At 54.4% G+C, this 23,729-nt stretch carries 23 protein-coding genes and 1 pseudogene; 9 read left to right on the top strand and 15 right to left on the bottom strand.

Features of this window, described 5'->3' with window-relative positions:
* Positions 1–111: 111 nt before the first annotated feature.
* Together LU684_RS02510 and LU684_RS02505 are read right to left on the bottom strand one after the other, a co-directional pair.
* A complete protein-coding gene (locus LU684_RS02510) occupies positions 112–1,464 on the bottom strand; it encodes an MFS transporter (protein WP_232894075.1) in 1,353 nt (450 codons plus the stop codon).
* Positions 1,465–1,515: 51 nt separating this feature from the next.
* The gene (locus tag LU684_RS02505; protein WP_232894074.1) at positions 1,516–3,132 is read right to left on the bottom strand and encodes a GMC family oxidoreductase; all 1,617 of its coding nucleotides are present in this window, start codon (positions 3,130–3,132) and stop codon (positions 1,516–1,518) included.
* A 473-nt stretch (positions 3,133–3,605) separates the two neighbouring features.
* Here LU684_RS02505 and LU684_RS30645 point away from each other — a divergent pair, with 473 nt between their 5' ends.
* Complete coding sequence (locus tag LU684_RS30645; RefSeq protein WP_442964190.1) at positions 3,606–3,938, top strand: hypothetical protein; 333 nt, start codon at positions 3,606–3,608, stop codon at positions 3,936–3,938.
* A gap of 60 nt (positions 3,939–3,998) precedes the next feature.
* On the opposite strand, the gene LU684_RS02500 is transcribed toward LU684_RS30645, so the two are convergent.
* Both LU684_RS02500 and LU684_RS02495 read right to left on the bottom strand, forming a co-directional pair.
* Positions 3,999–5,018 carry an MsnO8 family LLM class oxidoreductase gene (locus LU684_RS02500; RefSeq protein WP_232894073.1) on the bottom strand — a complete coding sequence of 340 codons (1,020 nt, stop codon included), beginning with the start codon at positions 5,016–5,018 and terminating at the stop codon, positions 3,999–4,001.
* 688 nt (positions 5,019–5,706) lie between these two features.
* Positions 5,707–5,951, bottom strand: a pseudogene (locus LU684_RS02495) (transposase); the annotation flags it as partial.
* A 235-nt stretch (positions 5,952–6,186) separates the two neighbouring features.
* Here LU684_RS02495 and LU684_RS30640 point away from each other — a divergent pair.
* Positions 6,187–6,474: an OprD family outer membrane porin gene (locus LU684_RS30640; RefSeq protein ID WP_442964194.1), complete on the top strand. Its 288-nt coding sequence runs from the start codon at positions 6,187–6,189 to the stop codon at positions 6,472–6,474.
* Between the two features lie 7 nt (positions 6,475–6,481).
* Here the strand turns inward: LU684_RS30640 and LU684_RS02490 are convergent, their stop codons facing one another.
* Both LU684_RS02490 and LU684_RS02485 read right to left on the bottom strand, forming a co-directional pair.
* Entirely contained in the window at positions 6,482–6,982 is a 501-nt protein-coding gene (locus LU684_RS02490; protein WP_232894141.1) for an SH3 domain-containing protein, read from the bottom strand.
* Positions 6,983–7,304: 322 nt separating this feature from the next.
* On the bottom strand, positions 7,305–7,613 hold the full coding sequence (locus LU684_RS02485; protein WP_442964193.1) for a DUF7693 family protein: 309 nt from the start codon (positions 7,611–7,613) through the stop codon (positions 7,305–7,307).
* Positions 7,614–7,929: 316 nt separating this feature from the next.
* Here LU684_RS02485 and LU684_RS02480 point away from each other — a divergent pair, with 316 nt between their 5' ends.
* From LU684_RS02480 to LU684_RS02465, 4 genes are all read left to right on the top strand, one after another.
* Positions 7,930–8,256, top strand: a complete 327-nt coding sequence (locus LU684_RS02480) for a hypothetical protein (RefSeq protein ID WP_232894071.1) — start codon at positions 7,930–7,932, stop codon at positions 8,254–8,256.
* Entirely contained in the window at positions 8,256–8,930 is a 675-nt protein-coding gene (locus LU684_RS02475; RefSeq protein ID WP_232894070.1) for a hypothetical protein, read from the top strand. The genes LU684_RS02480 and LU684_RS02475 overlap by 1 nt, the downstream gene beginning before the upstream one ends.
* 1,504 nt (positions 8,931–10,434) lie before the next feature.
* On the top strand, positions 10,435–11,682 hold the full coding sequence (locus tag LU684_RS02470) for a tyrosine-type recombinase/integrase (RefSeq protein WP_181098026.1): 1,248 nt from the start codon (positions 10,435–10,437) through the stop codon (positions 11,680–11,682).
* Positions 11,675–12,925, top strand: coding sequence for a hypothetical protein (locus tag LU684_RS02465; protein WP_181098025.1), 1,251 nt, complete (start codon positions 11,675–11,677; stop codon positions 12,923–12,925). Before LU684_RS02470 ends, LU684_RS02465 begins: the two co-directional genes overlap by 8 nt.
* Positions 12,926–13,043: 118 nt before the next feature.
* Here the strand turns inward: LU684_RS02465 and LU684_RS02460 are convergent, their stop codons facing one another.
* On the bottom strand, positions 13,044–13,364 hold the full coding sequence (locus LU684_RS02460; protein WP_181098024.1) for a hypothetical protein: 321 nt from the start codon (positions 13,362–13,364) through the stop codon (positions 13,044–13,046).
* Positions 13,365–13,965: 601 nt separating this feature from the next.
* On the opposite strand from LU684_RS02460, the gene LU684_RS02455 reads away from it, so the two are divergent.
* Positions 13,966–14,298, top strand: a complete 333-nt coding sequence (locus LU684_RS02455; RefSeq protein ID WP_181098023.1) for a DUF7693 family protein — start codon at positions 13,966–13,968, stop codon at positions 14,296–14,298.
* Positions 14,299–14,432: 134 nt separating this feature from the next.
* Here the strand turns inward: LU684_RS02455 and LU684_RS02450 are convergent, their stop codons facing one another.
* Both LU684_RS02450 and LU684_RS02445 read right to left on the bottom strand, forming a co-directional pair.
* Complete coding sequence (locus LU684_RS02450; protein WP_181098022.1) at positions 14,433–15,116, bottom strand: metallophosphoesterase family protein; 684 nt, start codon at positions 15,114–15,116, stop codon at positions 14,433–14,435.
* A gap of 24 nt (positions 15,117–15,140) precedes the next feature.
* Positions 15,141–15,386, bottom strand: coding sequence for a hypothetical protein (locus tag LU684_RS02445; RefSeq protein WP_181098021.1), 246 nt, complete (start codon positions 15,384–15,386; stop codon positions 15,141–15,143).
* A 304-nt stretch (positions 15,387–15,690) separates the two neighbouring features.
* On the opposite strand from LU684_RS02445, the gene LU684_RS02440 reads away from it, so the two are divergent.
* A complete protein-coding gene (locus tag LU684_RS02440) occupies positions 15,691–16,116 on the top strand; it encodes a helix-turn-helix domain-containing protein (protein WP_308812313.1) in 426 nt (141 codons plus the stop codon).
* Between the two features lie 111 nt (positions 16,117–16,227).
* On the opposite strand, the gene LU684_RS02435 is transcribed toward LU684_RS02440, so the two are convergent.
* Positions 16,228–16,416 (bottom strand): hypothetical protein, encoded by a 189-nt coding sequence (locus tag LU684_RS02435; protein WP_181098036.1) that lies wholly within the window; start codon positions 16,414–16,416, stop codon positions 16,228–16,230.
* Between the two features lie 104 nt (positions 16,417–16,520).
* Between LU684_RS02435 and LU684_RS02430 the strand changes: the two genes are divergently transcribed.
* Positions 16,521–17,225 (top strand): HAD family hydrolase, encoded by a 705-nt coding sequence (locus LU684_RS02430; RefSeq protein ID WP_181126946.1) that lies wholly within the window; start codon positions 16,521–16,523, stop codon positions 17,223–17,225.
* 349 nt (positions 17,226–17,574) lie between these two features.
* On the opposite strand, the gene LU684_RS02425 is transcribed toward LU684_RS02430, so the two are convergent.
* The 5 genes from LU684_RS02425 to glnT form a co-directional block, all read right to left on the bottom strand.
* Positions 17,575–18,900, bottom strand: a complete 1,326-nt coding sequence (locus tag LU684_RS02425) for an ammonium transporter (RefSeq protein WP_181098018.1) — start codon at positions 18,898–18,900, stop codon at positions 17,575–17,577.
* 207 nt (positions 18,901–19,107) lie between these two features.
* Positions 19,108–20,430 (bottom strand): FMN-binding glutamate synthase family protein, encoded by a 1,323-nt coding sequence (locus tag LU684_RS02420; RefSeq protein WP_181098017.1) that lies wholly within the window; start codon positions 20,428–20,430, stop codon positions 19,108–19,110.
* 15 nt (positions 20,431–20,445) lie between these two features.
* Complete coding sequence (locus tag LU684_RS02415) at positions 20,446–21,129, bottom strand: protein glxC (RefSeq protein ID WP_016487085.1); 684 nt, start codon at positions 21,127–21,129, stop codon at positions 20,446–20,448.
* Between the two features lie 11 nt (positions 21,130–21,140).
* Positions 21,141–22,046 carry a class II glutamine amidotransferase gene (locus tag LU684_RS02410; protein ID WP_181098016.1) on the bottom strand — a complete coding sequence of 302 codons (906 nt, stop codon included), beginning with the start codon at positions 22,044–22,046 and terminating at the stop codon, positions 21,141–21,143.
* A 73-nt stretch (positions 22,047–22,119) separates the two neighbouring features.
* Entirely contained in the window at positions 22,120–23,454 is a 1,335-nt protein-coding gene (gene glnT, locus LU684_RS02405) for a type III glutamate--ammonia ligase (RefSeq protein WP_181098035.1), read from the bottom strand.
* Positions 23,455–23,729 lie beyond the last annotated feature (275 nt).

Raw genomic sequence — 23,729 nt, 5'->3', positions numbered from 1 at the left:
GTTAACGGCAGACTGTGGCAAGGTTGTGGAGCAGCTTTAGGGGAGGGTGATTCAGCAATCGTTGTACACCCCGGCTGCTGGTTCTGCCGGGGTGTACGTAAGCGAGCTAAGTCAGCTGTTCGCCGCAGTCTCGGATGGGTTCGAGCTAATAGATGATCCAGCGTGGCTGTGGCGATTCGCAGTCAAAACTGCAATGCATCCAAGCACCATCGCGCAGCCGTAGAGCATGAACAGAGTCTGCGATTTGAATTGCCAGTCAATCAGGATGCCTGCGATCAGCGGGGAGAGAATTCCGCCGGCGCGACCGATTCCCGTTGCAAAGCCAAGCGCCGTTGCTCGCAGGCCAGGCTCATAGAGAATCGCCACTGCAGCATAAAGCCCGCCCATGCAGGCATACACGGTAAAGCCGAGAAAGAACCCGATCAAGAAAGCCAGGCTCGACACCGATGAGAAGAAGGCGAAGCTGAACATCAGAACAGCGTTGAGCCCCATAAAGCTGGCGAGCACTTGTACGATCGTGAATCGGGCACTTAGCAAGCCGATCGCGGCCGAGCCGATGATGCCGCCGGCGCTGAGCAGCAGTCCACCAGTGATCCCTTCTTTGGCCGACAGCCCACTGGTGGCAAGCAGCTTAGGTGTCCAGCTCATGACGAAGTAGAAGGTGAACATTGTCATGAAGAATGCAAGCCAAATGCAGACTGAGGTTTTCAGCCACTTGCCCTCAACAAGCCCAGCGAACAGAGACTTGGGCTTGGGGGAAGTCTTGGTTGGTCGTTGAGGAAGTAAGCTCACCTGCTCCAGATCCAAGCGGCGAGCAAGCTTATTGACTCGCGCGAGTGAGTCTTTTGGTTGGCGAGTCAGCAAGAAATCCAGCGATTCAGGTAACAGGCCAACCACCAGCGGTATCATCACGAAGGTGCTGATGCCGCCGAACAGAAAGACCGAGCGCCAACCGAAATTTTCTATCAGGACGATGGCAAGCATCCCGCCGAAGGTAGCCCCGAGCGCCACTCCGCTAGCCAGGATCGTCACGGCAAGCCCCTTCCATTTTTGGGAGGCATACTCGCTGGCGATAATGTTTGAGCAGGTCAGCAGACCTCCAACCCCTAACCCTGTGAGAGCCCTCAGTGCGCCGAGTTGAAACGCCGACTCGCTTAGGCTGGAAAGCGTCATTCCGATGCCGGAAATCACCAGGCAGAGCAGGATGATAGTCCGTCGACCTACCTTGTCTGCTTGGGGCGCAATGACCATCGAACCAATGGCAATGCCAATGATGCCCGCACTGAAAAGCCCCCCGAGCTCTGAAGCAGACAGCCCCCATTCGCTGGACACGTGCTGTGCTGTGAACGCCATCACCAGGATGTCGAAGCCGTCCACAATATTGAGTAGCACGCACATGAATATGGCGGCTATTTGGAAGGCGTTCATAGGCTTGAGCGCAAGCGTTTCTTGTAGTTTTGTCATGGCAGCACCAGGTGAGTTCTGTGATTGTTATTTGGTGACGCTGTGGGCTGCTTAAGCCCAATCTTCTCGAATCAAATCCGCAGCCTTCTCCGCGATGGCGATGATCGGGGCGTTCGTGTTCCCAGATACCAGCTCTGGCATCACGGATCCGTCGACAACGCGGAGCGAATCAACGCCATTAACTTTGAGTCTTGAATCCAACACTGCTGGCGAATCCGGTGTATCAGCCATGGCGCAAGTCCCTACTGGGTGGAAAATGCTGCTGGCGGTCTGCCTGATCCAGTCAAAAACTGCTTCACCAGAATCACGTTCCTGGCCAGGAGCGTGCTCGCGCTTGATGAGCGAAGCCAATGGCTCTACGGCAGCAATCGTTCGAATTTTGCGAACCATGGCGACGGCATGTTCCTTGTCATGATCCGTTTCCAGGTAGTTGAATCTGATGAGAGGAGGGCGCTTGGGATCGCTGCTTTCGATCGCAACAAATCCACGACTGGACGGGCGCAGATTGCAGCCGGAAAGTGTGATTCCGGGGAACGAATGCATTGGCTCTTGTCGACGGTCAAAGCTTAGAAGCGCCATATGAATCTGTGCGTCTGGCCATTCCGGTGTGCTTAGTACATTGAAGAATGCTCCAGCTCGATGCACTGCTGTCGCCAATGCGCCTGTACGAAAAAGCCCGTATCGAGCAACTTCAATCGCACTGAGGACTGGGCTGTGGCTCAACTCGTTGAGTGTCTTGATGCCTTGGCACTCATAAGTCATTCGAATCTGTAAGTGATCCTGAAGGTTGCGACCAACCCCGGCAGAATCTACCAACACCGGAATTCCTAAGGTTTCAAGAAGAGAAGCAGGGCCTATGCCGGAGCGTTGGAGGATCGCAGGGGACTGTATCGCGCCGGCACTCAGGATCACCTCCTTGGTGGCTCGGAGTGTTATCTGCTCGCTACCCCTTATGACCACTATGCCCACCGCTCTGGTGCCTTCGAACACGACTTGGGCAGCGGTGCAGTCAGTCAGAATTCTGAGGTTTTTGCGATGCGCTACGGGCTTGAGGTAGGCCGTGTAACCACTCATTCTTTTGCCGGCACGCACGTTCATCCGGTAGTAGCCGGCGCCGAAATTGTTTCCGGTGTTGAAGTCGTCGGTGGAAGGGATGCCTACGCGTGCGGCGGATGCCACGAATGCGTCCGAAACCTTGTCTTTGGGTAGGTCAGTGATCCATAGCGGGTTGGCATTAGTCGAAGCTGGGGGGGTAGCGGCAGGGTAGTGCATGCTCTTATCGAAGTACTTCTTCATGAAGTTCCAACCCCACCCTTCGCAGCCTCGCGCTTCCCATTGATCGTAATCGCGCTGATGCCCGCGAACGTAGAGCATGCCGTTGATCAAGCTTGAACCGCCCACGCCAAGCCCACGCGGGCATGGGATCTCGCGATCGTTCAACTCGGATTCGGGGGCCGAATTGAAGCCCCAGTCATGCTTGGGATTGCCAACGGTTTTAGCGTAACCGATTGGAATGTTGAGCCATGGGTCTTTCGAGAATCCGCCAGCCTCAAGCAGGAGAACCAGTGTGTTGGGATCTTCCGAGAGTCTTGCCGCCAACGTGCATCCGGCTGAGCCAGCGCCGACAATGATGAAATCCGCAGTTCGATCAGATTGAGTCAATTGCATCCCCTTTGCGTTTGTTGTTAGGGAGGAATGCCAAGCACTTGGCAACCAGTCGGTCGCGCAGGAAGCGCTCGGTATCGAGCTATCCGAGCCGGTGAGCGTGACCGGTCTGAGGCGGTAGCGGGGAGGCTTTCCTCAGGATGCTCATTGGTAACATGTTAACGTTATAAGGCGCACGAACTCCCTCGTCAAGGATCTGTTTCTATGGGTTTTCTAGATTTCGCATGAAGGCTTTAAGGTAAACATGTTTATGGTTTGGCTGCAGGTGCGTACCGCTTGGGCAGTCAGAGTCAAAGGCGAAAAATTTCACTGATGACCGAGGGCAACGAATTTCTCAGCTGGGGTCACCGATCGGTTCGGGGGAAGGTACGGCGGTGTCGATACGAGCAATGAAGTGAACCACCTGGCCTTGTTAGCAGTTTTTGGGGGCGCTCGTATCAGAGCAACGAGGATCGGAAACGCCTGGCCGCAGTCTGGTGGGGAAGGAGCTTCTCGAGGAGATACCAGAGAGATCGTTCGGCTTCCCACTGCTCAAGGAAGAGTTCGCCATCGCAATCATCATGATTAACGAGGATCGATTAACGCGTGGGGGTAGCTCCGGCGCCATTACCGAGCTCTACGTGGTTCCTGATAAAAGGTCTTCGGGCGTTGCCCACCTACTCATCTCTGAGGGTGAGCAGATGGCGCGTGAGAGGGGGAGCAAGTGGCGCGTCCTCCAAAGCTCAAGTGGGAACGCCCAAGAACTTCTACCTCAAAGCAGGCTTCATCGAAACGTCCCTGGATCGCGTAGGCGTCTGAGCTCGAGCTGAGTGCACCAAGTCATCAGCCGCTTGATCACCGAGCGACTAATGACAGCTACCCTGTAATCGTTATCGGTCACTTAAGCCGAATGCATTCGCAAGGAGTTCATAGCTCCGAATTCTGTTCTCCAGGCTGTGGGTGACGGTCACAACGCCTATTTCCTCACACCCAAATTCGGTTGCGATTTCCTGGAGTTTCCCACGGCAGGTTTCTGGCGACCCAACCACCATATCGCTGAGCGTGTTATCGAACTCATCCTGGTCATGGCGACTCATCAGTTTGTAACGACGCTGCACCTCGTCAGGGCTCAGCAATCTTTCCCTCTTCCCACCGGCCATCATTTTTCTGTACACCGCAGTGCCGGCGATCAGCCGTGCTTCCTCATCTGACTCGGCGCAGATGACAGCCAGCGCTACCAGGCGAGGAGGAGTGGTGGTCACGGTTGACCGGCGGTACATTTCGGCGTGATGTTGGAAAATCGCAGGAGAGCATGTTTTGGGAGCAATGAATTTCGCGAGGGCTAAGCCCATGCCGAGCTGCCCGGCCAGTGTTGAGCTGCCTCCGCCAGATCCAAGCATCCAAAGAGAGGGCATGCTGGACGCATCGGTGTTACAGGACAGCGCTGAGTAAGCATGACCGGCAGGGAAATCCCCCCTAATAAATGCGCAGAGTTCTGCTGCCTGTTGGGGGAAGTGATCGTGTTGCAAAACATTCCCTGGGGCCGCAAGCGCAACAGCGCTGAGGTGGCTGCCGCCAGGCGCTCGCCCGATCCCTAAATCAACACGGCCTGGAAAAAGTCCCCCAATGAGAGCAAAGGTCTCGGCCACCTTGTAGGGACTGTAGTGGGTCAGCATCACGCCGCCGCTGCCTACTCGCATTTGTCTAGTGGCACTGGCTATTCGTGTGAGCAGGATCTCTGGCGCGGCACCGGCGAACTGAATACTGTTGTGGTGCTCTGCTACCCAGTAGCGGTGATAGCCCCAGCGGTCGCACTCCATGGCCAATTCCACTGATGTGCCTGCAGCAGTCGCAGTGGTGCGATGTTCGTGAATCGGGGTTTGATCTAATACAGTTAGCTTCAGAGGCACCGGACAATCCTTTCATCTGCAAGAAAAAAGCTAGAGCGTCCGACACGAATAATTCTTGTCGCCGCAAATCGTGTAGATGTTAACGAGATTTGGGGGTGAGATGTGATTCTTCCGGGCTATTCACTGCGCAGAGCTTAAGCGAGCACGTTTCAGGCGGGGCTTTTGTGTAGGGAGTACGCATGTCACCGACGATCCAGAGAAGCCCACCTCATTGCCTATGTAACGCCGATGCCATAGACGCAGCGGACGTTGAGGCAGATGTTCTGGACGATGGTGAATCAATTGATGGACTGGCTGCGGTAACAGCAATCTCGTGCGCAGGATAGAGAGGGGTGGCCGGTCAAATTGGCGGCCAGCCAGTCAGCCCGTATCCAGTAACTGCTGGCTTAGCGCGGCCATTTCGACGGGGACAGAGCGTGTCAGATGTGACGGTTGTTAAAGGAAAATTGGAGGTGGTCGGCCCCTCGACCGACAAACCGGACGGGTCGGAATACACTTACCTGCGTAAGCGTCCGGCGAACTCATCTTCCAAACGCCAGCATTACGGGCTGCACCGGGCAGATTTTAGAGTTCGCAGTCACCGCCGTGGAGCTAACGACCTCCTCGGCGATCTCCATGGCATGTGATCTCCTGCATCTGCTCTGCACTTTGATGTCCGAGGTTATCGAGAATTGCTCGGGAGGTCTTACTCATTCAGCCTCAGGTGCAAGCGTTTGAGCATCTGATCGAACGTCACCTGATTTCGCCATCCGAAACAGTTGATACACCGTTGACCATGGGCCGAAGCGCTCAGACATGTCTCGCCACGCAGCACCTGAGCAAATTACCCAGAGTATGCCATCGAGCATCAGCCGGTCGCTCAGGCGTGGCCACCCTCGTCCATGAGTTTTCGATGAAGAGATCTGAGACCGCATTCCAGGCCTCGTCCGAGAGTCAAATCGGTGCTGCAGCAGGCGGAGTCAGAATTGACACAAGCGAGGTATGAGCTTCAGGTCAGCAGCTCGGCTCATTGAGCATCCTGCACCCCAAAATATCGCTCCGCAACGTTGCCCGGGCTTAGGGCGGATTCGGGGCTGCTACGGTGGAGGTCAAGCTCACGGTGTCCAACCAAGGGAAATTGGAGGGGCGACTGCGTGCAGGTCGAGTCACCCCTGCAAATCAGCCATAAATCATTGCGCCATACTACGCGGTCAATCCCGACCTAAGCCTGAGCTACCAATACGGCGAACTCGACGGTACCTATGGTCTGCCCTATTTCGGTGTCATCGGCAGTACAGCCATGGGGCCAGGAAAATTAGCCTTGGACGGACGCTATTTCGTCAGTAACGACATAGGTTGGGCACAAGCGGGCAAGGTCGATAATCGCACCGTCCACGTGATGCTTACGTACAGCCAGGTTGGCCACAGCGTTGGCGTCGCTTATCAAGGGTTGTCTGGTTCGACCGCCATGCATTAGCGATAAGTTAAACGCCATACCGTTTGTTTCCCCCAGATGTGATGCAGTAGCGGCCGCTTCTAGGGCCTATGCAGACAAGACCAGAGGAGCAGGGGCACGATGATCCATATCCAGGTGTTGAGCTTCGAGCTGGCTGCGGAGCAGGGCGCTCCCTTTTGGGCTGCGAGGTGACAAAGCAGTTCGAGCCGCTGCAGAGGTTTTTGTAGAAGATCCATCGTTGTGGGTGTCCGTCGAGGCTGATTCGCGCCCATTCCGCTTTCTGCTCATAGACCTGAACCTTCTCACCGCGCTTGAGGCTGGAGATCACTTTCCCTCCCGGTTGAGCGCGCAGATTCAGCTTGTCCGCGTTGACGAAATGCTCGGGTGCTGAGGCTTGTGAAGGTTCTGGTTCTGGTTCTAGTTCTAGTTCTAGTGCTGGTGATGAGGTCGAGGCCAAAGTGCTAACCGGCGCCTGGATAACTGGTGGCTCAGTTTTAGGCGAATCCTTCTTGCCAATGGCCCAGACCATTACGAAGAGAACTAGAAGCGGCAGAAACCATGATTGACCTTTCTTGCGCATATCCTTTGCACCCTCGAAATGATTTCTGTCCGTTTTAGCAGTGGCCAGCTGGGGCCTAGCGAGGAATTTTCCGTCTGCCACCACCGATGCTATTCAGCTTAGCCGAGTGAGGCGGCTGTGAGCGGCAGCAGCCTAGACGGCTTCAAGCCGTCTTCGGAAGATCAATAAATGAGAGACACCAAGCGGAGCGGGCAAGGCTTATGGAAGGTCGCCCCGCAGCCGAGACTTCAGCATACGACGATGGCTCGATTCACGAATGCCGGGCCTTGCTCTACAGTGCGTTCAACATCCGCTTCAGAATTTGATGTTCCCACGTTGATAACAGAGCAACAGGATCCGCCCGACTACCTGAATCGAACTCCCAGCGCTGCCCATCGGGACTCTCACAGCTTGCGCAGTAGTCCGGCTCATCTCCGCCGTAGTAAATCGTGATCAGCCGGCTCTCTACATTGACCTGAAAATGACTGGCGGGCAGCTGCTCTGTGAACAGGCCGCCTACCTTCGTCATTGTCCGACGCCCGAACACCGCCTCTCGCAACACCTGGCAGACGTCCCGAGCCGTTAACGCGCCTGATGGTATGTCGTGTCAGTGATGTGCGGTCATGCGCTGCTTGAGGCTCTCAGTGATCAGCCATCGATAGTATCCCGTGTCAGGAGGCTTCGGAGAGCACGAAGGGGTGGGGAGATTGGTGGATGTAGTGACAAGAAGAGATTGGAGTACAAATGTGCTCCATGACGCTAGAGAAGGCTGATTTGCTCCATCTCGTGTATTCAGCCGGCAGGTTGCGCTGCCTTCACGAAGGACGGTTCAGGCAATGTGGCGATCGTCTTCTTCTGGCATGCAGCCTTTGAGTCGTCTCCAGTGCCCTTCATGTATCGCCCACGAGATTTGCGCTATGCATCCAACGACACCAGACGGACGCTATTTTGTTGTCAAAGGTCAGCTCTGGCGCTGCACGAACCCTTCACTGACTGAGCAGGAGCGGCAACGCCTTGTGCATGACCTGATGGATGCGCGACGAGATGTCAAAAAGGCCAAGCGCGCTGACGATTCGAGCATGCTCAACTCTGCGCGTGCGAGAGTGAATGCTGCCAAAGTGCTTCTGGGCGAGCGGGGGCCCGTTTGGTGGGACGACAGCAGCCCGCACTACAATCGCTGTCGGGTAGACCTTTCGCCATACGCTGATTGGTACAACGCTTTGGATGCCACAAAGGACGAGTAATGTACCTCGAAAAGACCTTCACGCCTCAGCAGCTATTTGAAATGGTGTGGGAGCGACCCGTTCTGATCATCGCGAAGGAAATAGGTGTCTCGGATGTGGGCTTGTCGAAGGCCTGCCGCAAAGCGGGGATCACGTTGCCTACCCGGGCGCACTGGGCCAAGCCGGTCTCAAAGCGCCCGCGTCGTCCAAAGCCTCCAGCCCCTACCACACCTGTCACGTTTCACGTTCTGAATGCCGAGAAGGCTGCCAGGCTGAGGCCAGAAAATGTACTCAAAGACCCTAAGATGTTGATAGTGCCAACGGAGTTATCTGACCCTCATCCGTTGGTAAAAAAATGGCTTGGTGCAGCGAGGAAGGCCAAGGAGCTCAACAGTGCACTGGTATTGGACAAAACCAGGGTACTGAACTCGCACGTATCCCGGACTGAGGTTGATCGCTGCGCGCTTCTCTACGACAGCTTGATCAAAGCCAGTGAGTCGTTGGGGTATACCTGGGGTGTTGGTAGTAAAGGTGGTTTCGTGCGTGTCGACGGGGAAGAGGTAGTGATCACGATCCAGGAGCGCATAAAACGCTTCGATATTCCACCGCCCCCTCCCAAACCTTTCAAGCCTGGGCAGCGATGGGAGCCTGATTACGAGAAAGCTCCAGTTCAGGGCCATCTGGAGGACGGCTGAGTAATCCGAGTATCGGCCAGGCCAAGGCGTACGCTTGATACGCATCGACTCCAGAATGAAGTCCGCTGCGTGACGGCACATTTGTCGAAGTCAGTGTAGACAATGAATGCTAACGGCCGGCCAGCTCAGAATCCCGGCGATCATTCGAAGAAGGATGGCACGCTTAGGACGTCGCTTGTCGGCAGGCAGGACGCTCCCGATGGGAGGCGCTTGATGGATCGTGAAGAGGAGTATGCTAGGGATTCAGTTGGCTCTGACAGCTGGGATTTTCACGCCTAGATCGTCCAGCTTCAAAAAATGGGTCAGAACGGTTTCCAGGTTTAGAAAATTTCCGTCTAGGGTTTACGAAACGCTGACAAGCACACGCATCAATGAGGGATTAACCATTTAACATAATATGCATTATCCGAACATTCGTATTTCGTCACTGCGCCGTGAGTGCCCAGATGTTGAGCTGCACGAATCCCTGATTCATCGAAACCGGTCCTTCCGTTGATCCAGGTTAAGGTTGGTTCAAGTCGCCTTGGTTAAAATGCGGGCTCCGCACCCTCACGGGGAATCTGGCATGACCATCATCGTAACCGGTGCTGTGACGCTCACGAAATCCTGACCATGCACAAAAACCATCCGATTCGGCTCAAGCCTGCGGATTTCTCTTAATGTTCAAGGAGTTAGCCACTGGCGTGCATGACAGCACTGATCATCATTGCAGGAGCAATTTTGATCATTGTGCTCATGGGAAGCTGAAAATTGGATAGATTTGCAGGTGGATCACCAAATTCGATTGGTGAATTCGTGCACAGTCAGAAATGATCATTAATAGGCTCAGTGTCGGGAAAAATGATCAAATCTTAAAAATGATTACCATAGTAGGCATGCAGCGCGAACCTCAGTTTTTAGTGATCAATTAACGAAATTAGAGGATCACAAGATTGAAGGCGGGAAAGCGGTACACCGCAATGTCAGTCAAAAATGATCATCAGGTTGGCCTAGCGTTGCGGTCGTATTTTGTTGAATGCGATCGTCTTTGCGTATTGATCACAGCGCGCTTAGCGCTTGACGATTTAATGGCGCATCCATGCCCCACCCTGTGGTTGCTGGGTGCAGTCTTTACTTAACTCGACTAAATAGTCATTTAGTCGAGTTATAGGGGTGGTTTGCTCTAGAGATGGAAGGCTAGCCCTTCTGACGTGCTGATCATTTTCAAGTGACATTGCCGACAGATGCTGAGCCTAGCTATATCGTTAATGGGCAAGAGAGGAGTGATCATTTTTACTTTAAAAGTGATCAACTCGGTCTTTAGGTTAGTGATTAGCCGTGCGGGGCAGGCTATGTAGAGGCTTGACAATACAGTGTTCCTGGAGTGAAGCTTCGTAGAAGCTTCATATCGTGCATTCGATTCAAGGTGATTTTGATGAAGCATCTCAGTGTGTGTGCCCTATGCTTTGGGGGCGATGCCTCCCCTATTTCCGATAAGTGTCAGAACCGGAAGTGATTGGGACTTATGAAAAATAACGCATGTACGCCTGTCCCTTTGTTTGGTACCTATCGCTGGTTTGTTTCAGTATCAGATGATGTGGATGATTCAACTGTAGTTGCGGTTCAGAAATACCTGGCTGGCTTCGACTCCCGGCTGAGCGCCCTCGATGGGTATGAGGCAGTACGCGGCTTCCTGGAGTCCTATGCTAGTAATGAGGCAACGTTCAATTCTTACCGCACCCATGCCGAACGATTACTACTCTGGTCGCTGCTGATTCGTGAGCGACCTTTGCTTGATCTGCGTCGTTCTGATGCAGAAGAGTTTCTTAATTTTTGTATGAGTCCGCCTCCGGGTTGGATCGGGAAAATTGTAAGAAATCGCTATCTGAGCAAAAATTACAGCATAGCTCCCAATCCCGATTGGAGGCCCTTTGCAACATCACGCGAGGCCAACTGCTACAAACTGACTGCCGGAAGCATCGCGCAGATTTTTTCGGTGTGCAGTAGCCTTTATGAATACGCCATTGACGAAGGGGTTTGCACAGTAGTGAATCCATTTCGGGCCATAAAACAAAAATCGAAATTTAAAAATCGCTCAGTACAAGAGTTAACGACCAGGTCTCTTACACCTCTTCAATGGGAGTACGTGCTCGAAGCAGCAGAGTCGATGGCGAATTCTGAGCCGGAACGGCATGAACGCTCACTATATATAGCTGCGACAATGTTCTCGATGTATCTCAGGGTTTCAGATCTTTGCGGTCGCGACAATTGGCAGCCTTCAATGGGGGATTTTCGTCCGGATCATGAGGGTAACTGGTGGTTCCATGTGATTGGCAAGGGAAACAAAGCGGGGAAAATCGCTGTCAGAGCAGACTACGTGGAGCTTTACCTCAAACGATATCGCCTGCACTTAGGGTTAAGCCCCCTGCCCTTGCATAACGAATCTACGCCACTTCTGATGACATTTAATGGCAAAGCTGGGCTTTCAACACGTATGGTGCGATTTATCATGCGAGAGGTTTTCGATTTTGCAATCGACCGGATGGTTAGTGAAGGCCGCCATGAGGAAGAAATCCAAAATTTAGGCGTTGCCACCACCCACTGGTTGCGGCATACAGCAGCGACCTTCGATGCACCATTCCGAGATCCGAAAGATTTGCAAGCAGATCTTCGTCATAGCAGTCTTGCCACTACTCAGAACATTTATTATAGCAGTCATGATAATCAGAGAGCCTATTCGATTCAGAAACTCTCAATGAAGGATCGTGGCTGAACTCATGTTGCTTGGAGATTGGAAAATGGATGTGCCGCCGTTTCCTTGCTTTTTTGGCTTGAAAGATTTTCAAGGCTTGAACACTCACGACCTAGATAAGGAAAACTCTGAGGTCAGGCAGAAATTAGATGGGATTGATATCCGTTGCGCCGCCTTGTCTAGTTACTCGCTAGTCAAAGCGTTTTTGCTTGAGCATGCACTGGGTAGTCGATTCGGCATCTACCGCTCTGCAATTGAAAAGCTTTTGCTGTGGTGTTTGTTAGTCGTAGAAAAGCCAATCATACAGCTCGACGAGCAAGATATTAGAGCGTTTATGGATTTTTGCTTGTGCCCACCTGATGACTGGGTAGCCAAGCAGCCGGAAAAGCGTTTGAGGCGTGCCTCAAACAAACGTACTTCAAAAGTATTTGTGGTTAATGCATTCTGGAGGCCATTCAGAACAGGCCCGGTTCGCGAGGAAGTTAGTGGGGCAAGGATATCAGGCTATGCTTCTTTAGCCGTTGAGCTGGCTGTTATCAATTCATTTTACCTATTTCTTTATGCGGAGGATTTAATTGATATAAATCCCGCTGGCTCATTGCATCGTTCGAAGCACTACTCCGGTCGTGAGGCCATTCATAATGGTGCCAAGAGCTTTTCTATCAGCGATTGGAATCTATTTGTCGAGGCAGCTGAAAGTCTGGCGATTAACGATGATGAATTTGAGCGCAAGCTATTTTTGTTGATGAGTATTTATCATCTTTTCTTGCGCCCCGCTGACATTGACCGATTTGGTGCGAATTTGGCTATAAATTCATTGTTTGAACGTAAAGACGGAACTTATGGCTTAAGGGTTGAAGGATACCCCGAATTGGAGCGGGTCTGCATTTCAAGGGACTATGTTACCCGATGGGTTGCCCGATACAGGGCCCATGTTGGAACTGATTTGATACCTCTGGATCGCGACCCTACCCCTCTAATTTCCACCCAGAGCGGTAGGCCTGGGGTAAGTAGTCGCCATGCCAACTTGCTTTTTAAGCAGGTGTGCTCCGAGGTCATGGTGAAAATTAAGCTGGGTGGCGAAGTAGTGTCTGATGACTCATCCTTTTGTCGTGCAACTCTTTCATGGATTAGGGAAACAGGTTTGGTGCAAGCTGCACAATCAATGTCGTTGGTTGAGCTGTATCCCTCAATTCGTGATACTACTTATGACACTGCGCACGCGCGTTTTTACGCTTGGCAATTTCAGTCTGATTCTGATTAAGGATCGAGAAGCTAAGTGCGTCTACCTTGCTAGGGAACCATCTACAGGATCAGCACCTACGATCGGTAGTTGGCTGCGCAGGCTTGTATTTACAGGCCTGCCAGACCCGCAAGGATGTTCACTGCTGCTCATCGATTAAGTAGTACCAGTCAGCGTAAGGCGTGTTGATCGCCTTTTGGCGGTTGTAGTCCGGGCTACCGTCATCCCACCACACCGGGCCCCTCTCCCCTAGTGCCACTTTCGCCAAGTCCACCGCTGCTCGAGCGGCATGCAGCTTGTCTTCATCATCCAGTGCTTTGGCTTCCTTCACGGCTCGCCGGGCTTCCATCAAGTCGTGTACCAGGTGCTGACGCTTTTCAACAGGCAGCGCGGGGTTGCTGCAGCGCCAGAGCTGACCTTTGACGACGAAGTAGCGACCGTCTGGCGTTGTTGGATGCATAGGGCAGATCTCGTGTGTGGTTACATGACGGACATTCAAAACGCTTCGAAGACTGCAGCTGGATGCCGAGTACATTTGTACTCCTTACGACCAAGCAGTCAGATCCGCCCGGGCAGCCGCTTGATGGGGGGATCTGAGGCTTCTCGTGTTAACCTGATCTGTTCTGCAGTTCAGAGCAAGCACGCGAACCTGCGTGCTTCATCGACGCTGACACCATATGAGCAGAAGCCGACGCAAAAACACCATATGCGGCATCACCACCGCCACTAGTGAGCGATTTGACAAGCAGGTCTGGCATAGGAGCTATCGACACGCTGTACGCCAGCGGCTCGCCGAAGACCCAGAAAAAGAGTTACCTCACCTCCGTGAATTTTTTGATCCTTGATCGATGGCTAAGGACGGTAAGCGCTATTGGCTACCAAGCATGCGAGCTGAAAATTTTTTGAGGAAGTAAGCCTTGGAACGCTCTGTTAATGCAGGGCTTGATCTAACCCGCACACTCAATCGCCTATTTGTGTAGGTGGCTATCCGAGGTTGATCTCGAGAGAATGCGCCTTCACTGTGGTGCGCCCGACTGGATAAGGGAGGGACTGAACTGCGCATGAATACTGAAAACCACAACGACACGCCATTAGGCGCGCTGACGGCCCGCGAAGTCTGCCAGGTGCTGCGAGAGGTGGTGCTCGGACGCCGGACTATGACCAAGGTTGGCAACCAGTCCTGGGAGCAGCTGTACACCTGTCATTTCGAGGTCGATGTAGAGGGATGGCGGATCACGATTTACAACGACTGTGATGAGCTGGACTACTGCGAGCGATGTGTGAGCCCTGATGGTCAGCTCTGGGAATTCGATCCAGGTAATCGGACAGATCCGGTTGCTCTGCTATCGACATGGGAGCATCAAACCCTGGAGCGAACGTTGAAAGCTCTGTAGAGCGATGAGGGCGTGCCCTGCCAGGCCCGGCTGTCGTGAATCGAGCCATCGTCGTACGCCGACGTCTCGACCCTTCGGGCGTCCATCCGTCACGCCGGCGCGCTCCGTTTGCGACATTAGCTACCGTATAGCAGTTAGAGGATGACTTGGCCGTTTACAGCCATGACCGACCTGAACGCAACGCCGTAAGCCTCAAACCCCAGCTTTGACCATTCAGACCTATAGTCTAGAGAGTCATGATGATGCCCATGCACAACCATTTTTGTACCCATTGTCTGGGCGAGCTCATCGATCTCTGAGTAGCCGTAGGGATGGCAGCTAGGGGCCTCATGACAGACCAAAATATCCGCCTTTTCCATTGCGAGCGAGAAGTAATCATCGGGGTAAATTGCTGACAGCGCGTGCTGCCTTTTCGTCGCGAGTATATCTGCCTGCTGTGGCCTGAGCGCTAGATGCTCAAGGAAGTCTCCGTAATTCTGGATGCCGGTATCAGGGCTACCTGGTAGCCAGACTTGCGACTCGAAGGTGCCCCCCAGCCCTGCTAGGCGATGGCCAGCAATCTCCACAACACGGCCATGCAGGCTGCGATCAGAGAGGCCGCAGCCATAGAGGTTATGCCAATAGGCTGGACGATCCGTGTCATGGTTACCGTGAATGAACCAGATCTCTGTCAGCTCTAAGATCGGGCGCAGGATCATGTCCAAGGGCAAACTGCATTCGAGGTCACCCAGGAATACCACTGCCTCAGGACGATCACGCTTCACCAACCTGATGACATGATCAAAGCGCCCATGTACGTCACCCAGAAACCAAATCACTCGTTTTCCCCACGCATTCCTATATCACCATGGTGTAATCGACTTGATGATTTCGGTGATTTGCCTCCAGTAGTGAAGCAGCAGATACCCGCTGATGATGACGGCCTCTGGAAATGCAATGTAAGCCACAACAGGGCTCACAAACCTGTCGTCGATGCCGAGCATGAGCAACACTCCGAGACTCAGGATCATGCAGGGTATCAAAACGAACGCGAGCACAGTGAAGGCAACGCTCACCACAAAGATTAAATCCATGAACGTCCTGAACACAGGTGTTGCTCCTTAAAGTGCGTCATGTGCCGGCGACAAAGACGATCAGAACGTCAGTTCAGAGGATTCTACTACGACAGGTAACCGCGAGGGCGTGGGCGTGTCCTTTCGGAGCCGGCTGTCGTGAACCGAGCCATCGTCGTACGCGACGTCTCGTCGCTTCGGGCGTCCATCCGTCACGCCGGCGCGCTCCGCTTGTTGTCTCTCATTTGGTGATATCTACGAGACGGCTCGAGGCCGCCTAGACAGCTTGCCCTTACCATCTGTGCCGCTCGGCTAAGCTAAATATCTTCAGCGATGGCAGATGGAAATCTGCGTTATGACTCTAAAGACCTCTTTCGCCAGCGTACTCCGCGCGCTCCGCAGCAAGCGCAACATCAGTCAGCGTGACTTCGCCGACACAACAAGCCGTACGTACCTTTCGAAACTCGAGCTATGCAAATCCAGCATCACCCTGGATAAGCTCGGACAGATCAGTCGCCGGCTCGAACTCAGTCCGTTGACGCTCCTTACCTTGACACTCAGTGAAGACACAGGTCGAACGCCTGTAGACCTGATGTCAGAGTTAACGGAAGAGCTTGCAGAGCTGCAGCGCGATGGTGGGCTTCCAGGCCTTCGTATCAAAGTGGAAGGACTCGACGCTGCTCGCCGCCCTCGCATGAACGCCCCTAAGACGACTCACGCAGGCATGAGGGAGTCTAGGCAGGCGGAGCTAGCATTCGCGGACTAAAAGATCGGCCCTGCTCAACTCCTTGCATACCGTCACGGTTGCTCGATGAGAAAGCGGGGAACCAACCGGATTTCGTTACGGATTTGGCGAATCTTCACAGTTTCGCCTCCATCAATGAACTGACTCACCCAGGGTGACGGCGCTGTGCAACTGGTAGTCGATCACTGTCTGGTAGAGATGATCAGCCTCCAGTCGAAGGCATTCGATTTCCACTGCTGGTAGTCCATTAGCCAGGGCGTCGTTATGAGCTCGAATTGCCTCAAGAGCCTGCCTGAGCAGCGGCTCGCCCGCTTCGGCCATACCCAACACTGTTCTCTTCACTTCTTGAGCCTCGATGATTTGGCATCCTTCATCTGAGGGCTTAGTGTACTCTCGCTCCCGCCAGGTCGACCACGGAGATACGGATGGCAATCACAGCAGTGATCTTTGACGCCTTCGGCACAACCCTGCGGATCGGGACACCCATGCACCCGTATCGCCGGCTGCTGCGAGAAGGCGCGAAGAATGGCCGGCGCCCTAGCCCAGGCGACCTCCATGAACTGATGACTATTGATGCAGGGCTTCGAGAAGCTGCTGACATCCTCGGCATCCAGGTTACACCGTCACGCATGGCTGAGATCGAATTTGACCTTCAACGCGAGATTGAGTCGATCGAGGTGTTCCCGGATGCATGCGATGCGATCGCCCTCCTTCATGAGCACGGCGTAGCTACCGCCATCTGCAGCAACCTCGCTGCACCCTACGGGCCGGCAGTGAAGAAGCTACTGCCAGATATCAACGCCTATTCGTTCAGCTACGAGCTCGGGGTCACCAAGCCCAACCCAGCGATCTACCGCGCCGTGTGCCATGATCTTGGGATTGTGCCTGGCCACCTGTTCGGCGGTGCGGCTCAAGTAGCAATGATCGGCGATTCGCCGCGCTGTGATCGAGATGGGCCTCGAGCTATTGGCATCAAAGGCTTCTATCTAAATAGATCCGGAACTGAAGCAATCCGAGACCTGATGCAATTCGCGAAACTGGTTGTCGAGCAATCCGAGCAACAGCCAACGCGGTTGGTAGGTTCGAACGACATCAGATTCGAAATCCGCCACCCTAAAGCTTTGGATTGATGAACAAACCTTCAGTACCGGATTCGAACAGACGCGGCTGGGGAGATCAAACTTAATGTCGGCATGAACACAATGCCTACAGTCATGGGCGCCTAGCAAACCCGACTGTCTTACAGCCAGCTCTAAGGCATTCGTGTACGCAATTTCGGGATTCTGGCCATTGATACGAGTGGCCGTACGATTGATACCCTTGAGGGCAGAAGAACTTTTGCCATCTGCAGGCCTCGCAGTCCTAGAAACAACAAAGCCCCGATGCGCGAGATGCACTGAGGCTTTGTCTGTACAGCGACCTGAAAAAACCTCCACTAGCGGTCAAGTTTTGGGATCAGCTTGATCGCAGACTCGTTACTTAGTGATTGTAAGCCCGCTCATTGTGCTCACCGAGGTCGAGACCCATTTCCTCAACGGAGTCATGTGCCCGCAACCCAACGACGGCCTTCAACACTCTGAGAATGATCCAGCTTGCAATGAAGCAGTAGGCCGTTGTGAATGCCACCCCTTTGACCTGCGCGATTACCTGGTCAGCCATGGTGACGTTCTCAACCAATCCGCCCAACGACGGTACACAGAAAACACCTGTTAACACGGCACCGATCATCCCGCCGATACCGTGTAAGCCAAATACGTCCAGACTGTCGTCGTAGCCAAGGCGCGTCTTGAGCACGGTCACGCTGAGATAGCAGAACACGCCGCAAAGCAGGCCGATCGCCAGTGCGCCGCCGCCCCCCACATACGCACAGGCCGGAGTGATACCGACCAGGCCAGCTAGGGCACCACTGGCTAAGCCCAGAGCACTCGGCTTACCCACTCGAAACCACTCGGTGAACATCCAGCCCAGAATACCGGCACACGCGCCCAGCTGGGTGTTCAGCATTACGATCCCTGAAAGACCATTGAGGCCGCCTCCAGAGCCAATGTTGAATCCAAACCAACCAACCCAGAGCATGGCAGCGCCGACCATGGTAAGACTGAGGTTGTGCGCAGGCATGGGTGAGTTTTCATATCCCTTGCGTTTGCCAAGTAGCAAACAGGCTGCCAGCGCAGCGACCCCAGCATTGATGTGCACCGCAGTGCCGCCAGCGAAGTCCAGCACGCCCCAGTTGTGCATCAGAGCCCCTGCCCCACCCCATACCATGTGCGCCACTGGCGCGTACACAAGGGTGAACCAAATCGCCATGAACAGCAGCGCGGCCGAGAATTTCATGCGTTCGGCGAAAGCGCCAGCAATGAGCGCCGGAGTGATGATGGCGAAGGTCATCTGGAAGGTGACGAACACCCCTTCAGGAATTTCGCCAACCAGACTTTCTGGCGTCATCCCTGCCAAAAACGCGCGGTTAAGTCCGCCCACAAAACTATTGAAGCTGACCTCGCCCTCAACCATGTTGGTGGTATCTACCACCATGCTGTAGCCATAGATCACCCACAGTACCCCCACCAAACCCGCAATACCGAAGCATTGAGTGAACAGCGAAAGCATGTTCTTTGCCCTCACGAGCCCGCCGTAAAACAGCGCGAGCCCTGGCAGGCACATAAACAGTACCAGGACGGCCGCCATAACCATCCAAGCGGTGCTGCCGGTGTTCAATGAAGGTGCATCTGCCGCCTGTGCCAGAGGTATAGATGCACTGAGCACGAGCAACGCAAGAAGAGATTTGCCGGGTAGACGTTTAACCATTGTGGAAGCTCCTGCGATGAATGGAAAAGTGTCTGGCAGAAAGCGAGGTGATCAAGCGCTGGGCCGTTTAGGCCTCTTTGAAGGTTCAAATCAAGAATGGTCTGAATGTAGGAGCGCTTGAGCCCGTGATGGCGCTGTGTCCTCAACACTTCTGTTGCAGACAGATTGCCGTCACGGGCTGCGCGGGTTACTACGCTGGTTGGACGCTTAGTATTGTTTACCTGGAATCCACGAAGTCCCTGCCAACGGCACGCGAGCCATAGCGGCGGATTCGACGGTCAAGGCCACCAGATCCTCAGGATCGAGGTTATGCAGGTGAGATTTGCCGCAGGCTCGGGCCATGGTTTGCGCCTCCAACACCAGGACACGCAAATAGTTGGCCAACCTGCGACCGCCTTCGATCGGATCCAGACGTTTTGAAAGCTCCGGATCCTGCGTGGTGATACCTGCCGGGTCACGACCGTTCTGCCAGTCATCGTAGAAGCCAGCCGCTGAGCCAATCTTCTTGAGTTCATCGTCGAGGCGTGGGTGGTTGTCACCCAGAGCAATCAATGCGGCTGTACCGATGGCCACGGCATCGGCACCCAGTGCCATTGCCTTGGCAACGTCTGCACCGTTACGGATGCCGCCGGAGACAATCAGCTGCACCTTGCGGTGCATGCCCATCTCCTGCAGCGCCTGAACCGCCTGCGGAATAGCCGGGAGGATTGGGATACCGACGTGCTCGATGAAGACTTCCTGAGTCGCAGCGGTACCGCCTTGCATACCATCAAGCACGATCACATCGGCGCCGGCCTTCACTGCCAGCTTGACGTCGTAGTAAGGACGGCTGGCCCCGATTTTCACGTAAATCGGTTTTTCCCAGTCAGTGATCTCACGGATCTCGGCAATCTTGATCGCCAGGTCGTCAGGCCCAGTCCAGTCCGGATGACGGCATGCCGAACGCTGGTCAACACCGATTGGTAAGGTACGCATACCGGCCACACGTTCGGTCACCTTCATGCCCAACAGCATACCGCCGCCGCCCGGCTTGGCGCCCTGCCCCAAGACGATTTCGATGGCGTCGGCCTTGCGCAGATCATCTGGGTTCATGCCATAACGCGAAGGCAGATACTGATAAACCAGATGTTGGGATTGACCACGCTCTTCCGGAGTCATGCCACCGTCGCCAGTGGTGGTACTGGTGCCAGCAATGGTTGCGCCGCGCCCCAGTGCTTCTTTCGCATTGGCCGACAACGCACCAAAGCTCATGCCAGCGATGGTCACCGGAATTTTCAGGTGAATCGGCTTCTTGGCGAACCGGTTACCGAGGATTACATCCGTTCCGCATTTCTCGCGGTAGCCTTCCAGCGGGTAACGCGAGACGCTCGCACCGAGCAGCAGCAGGTCGTCGAAGTGCGGCAACTTGCGCTTGGTACCACCGCCGCGAATGTCATAGATGCCGGTCTCGGCGGCACGCTGGATTTCCTGGATAGTCAGACGATCAAAGGTGGCCGACTCGCGCAGGACTGGAGTGGTTTTCTCGCTCATTTTCTTGCTCCTGAATCAGTACGCGGAGGCGTTGTCGACTTTGAAGTTGTACAGCTGGCGAGCCGAGCCGTAACGCTTGAAGTCACTGGCTTTCTCGTTGAAGCCGGCTTTGTTCAGAAGCGCTTGCAACTCTTCAATGTGCTCCGGGCGCATCTCTTTTTCGATGCAGTCAGAACCCAGCGACTCGACCTTGCCTTTGACGAAGATCTTCGTCTCGTACAGAGAGTCACCCAGCGCATCACCAGCGTCCCCGCACACCACAAGGCGTCCCGCCTGCCCCATGAAGCAGCTCATGTGGCCGATGCTGCCGCCGACCACGATGTCGATCCCTTTCATCGAGATCCCGCAACGGGCGCCGGCGTCGCCTTCGATCACCAGCAGACCGCCATGAGCCGTAGCGCCCGCTGCTTGCGAAGCGCTACCTTTTACTCGGACATAGCCAGACATCATGTTCTCAGCGCAACCAACGCCGACGTTCCCGTGCACAGTGATGGAAGCCTTCTGGTTCATACCGGCGCAGTAGTAGCCGGCATGCCCCTGGATATCCACGGACACTGCTTCGTTTACGCCGACGGCGATGTTGTGCGCGCCGCCAGGATGAGTGACGACCCACTCTCTTTCCTCAAGGGTCTTCGCTTGATCGTGCAGAGCCTGGTTAAGGTCACGCACTGTGGTGTTGCTAAGATCGAAAGTTTTCATGTGCGTGCTCCTTAAGCCGACTCGCGTTCCCAGATGTACATGGTGGCCGGAACAGGTTCCCAGACCTTGGCTTTCTCGATGCCTGGCAGGCTCGACAGCGCCTGGTACTCCGAAGCCATTGCGACGTAGTCGTCGGTTTCGGCAAGAATTGCCGGCTTACAAGCAATCGGATCTCGGATCACGGCGAATCCATTGCGGGTGCCAATTGCGAAGGTGAAAAAGCCGTCCAGTGCTTCGAGCGAACTGTCCAAGGCGGTCTTCAGACTGTCGCCTTGCTGCAGACGCCACGCCAGGTAACCGGCTGCGACTTCGGTGTCATTCTCGGTGTCGAACTTGATCCCTTCACGGCGCAGTTCCTGACGCAGACGGAAGTGATTGGACAGTGAGCCGTTGTGCACCAGGCACAGATCGGCCCCGGTGGAGAATGGGTGGCTGCCTTCCATAGTGACAGCGCTTTCAGTCGCCATGCGGGTGTGCCCGATGATGTGGCTACCTTTCATCGAACCCAAGCCGAAGCGCTCAGAGATCTCTTTTGGCAAGCCCATACCCTTGAGAATCTCAATGCTTTTGCCGGCGCTCATGATGCGCACGCCCGGGGCCAGCTCGGCCAAAGCGGAACGTACGGCTGCTTCCTCAGCCTTGATCTTCAAAACGATGGCACTCGCGTTTTGGAACCAGTCCAAAGACGCTGCGAGCTTGCCCTCCAGTGCGCCTACCAGCGCTCTGAAGTCGTAGTCATCGTTCGCTGCTTGCAAGGTCAACTTGATCCAGCCATCAGCGACTTCGTCGCCGTAAATGGCGAAGCCAGCACTGTCGGGGCCTCGATCAGTCATGGCCTCCAGCATGGGTTCGAAGAGTTTGCCGAGCTGGGGCTCCAGCGCCGGATTTTTCAGGTATAGCCCCACAATTCCACACATATCGTTAACTCCCAGGCATGAGACCCCCTACCCATTGGCAGGGAGTCAGAAATGGTTGGTTAAACTGGCTAAATCAGAAGAATTCGGTGTAGCGCTTCACTTCCCAGTCCGAGACGTGACGGCTGTACTCCACCCACTCCATGCGCTTGAGCTTGATGAACTCTCCCACGATTTCATTGCCAAGCACCTCGGCGAACAGTGGGTCAGCCTCAAGCGCATCACAGGCTTCTTTCAGCGACTGAGGCAAGGTCTTGATGCCGCGAGCAGCAATTTCCTCAAGACTCAATTTGTAGAGGTTCTCGTTGCAGACCTGGTCGATTTCCAGCTTGCGGTCGATGCCGTCAAGCCCTGCAGCGATGATCGCCGCGCTCACCAGGTATGGGTTGCAGCCAGCATCCGGCAGCCGGAACTCCAGGCGGCCATACGGGACACGAACCATGGCCGAACGGTTATTGGCGCCGAAAGCGATGAAGGCTGGAGCCCAAGTCGCTCCGGACAAAGAGTTGCCCACCACCAGACGCTTGTAGGAGTTGACCGTTGGGGCGGCGAAGGCGCACAAGGCCGGGCCATGCGCCAGGAGACCTGCAGCGAAGTGGTAGGCCATTTTCGACAGGCCCATGCCGCTCGGGTCGCTCGCGTCGTGGAATAGGTTTTTGTTGGTCGCGCTGCTGATCGACAGGTGGAAGTGCATGCCATTGCCCGCACGCTTGGGATCAGGTTTTGGCATGAATGAGCAGATGATGCCCATGTCGTTAGCAATCTCACCGGCAGCCATGCGGAAGAAGGTGAACCGATCCGCCGACTCCATGGCGTTGCTGTAGGTGTAATTGATCTCAAACTGGCCGTTGGCGTCTTCGTGGTCAATCTGATAGATGTCGAAACCCACCGGCTGCAGTGCTTCGGTCAAACGCTCAAGAAACTCACGCGAGCGGGACAGCCCTTTGTAGTCGTAACACGGCTTGTCCAGATCATCGCTGGCATCGACCATCTGCAGCTTGCCCTGCTCGTCGCGCTTGAAAAGGCTGAATTCAGGCTCCAGCCCTGTATTCAGCGACCAGCCACGATCACTCAAGCGCTCGACCTGTTTCTGCAGAACGTAGCGGCTGTCGTACGGCCAAGGCTTATCTTCTACATGCCCGATGCATACCACACGACCGTAGCCTGGCTGCCATGGAACTGGTGTGAGCGATGCCAGATCACCTTTAGCCATAAAATCAGGGCCGTGCGGCTCCATACCCATCCCGCAGATCGCGAACCCTGCAAACCCAGCCCCAGATTCGGAAACCATTTCAAGTCCCGATATAGGTACTGATTTGGTTTTGGCTGCACCATGGATATCTACGAACTGAGCCAGGACATACTTGATTCCGTGTGTCTCGATCAGGCGCTGTATTTCTTGTGGCAACATGGACATGACTCCTGGCTGTAGCAATTCATGGTGGGAGGTTGATTGGTTGCCCGATCTGATTATTACGATCAGGAAATTTAGTTTCCCATTAGGAATGCAACGAGCTTGCCAACTCTCACCTGCTACCGAAAAAGTCGATGCCAGGAGGGGCCTTCCTGCCTTATTTATGGGAAAATATCTTTCCCGTGACGAATAAACATGAGCGATCCTAACAGACGCCAAAAAAATTGCACATTCTCTGTGCGAAAATAATTTTACTGTACGGAATTGGTGCG

This window comes from Pseudomonas sp. NMI542_15, from assembly GCF_021283425.1.
In the GTDB taxonomy this organism is placed as follows: Bacteria; Pseudomonadota; Gammaproteobacteria; order Pseudomonadales; family Pseudomonadaceae; genus Aquipseudomonas; species Aquipseudomonas fortuita.
The sequence above is the reverse complement of the archived record's forward strand: the minus strand, read 5'-3'. Positions and strand labels throughout refer to the sequence as shown.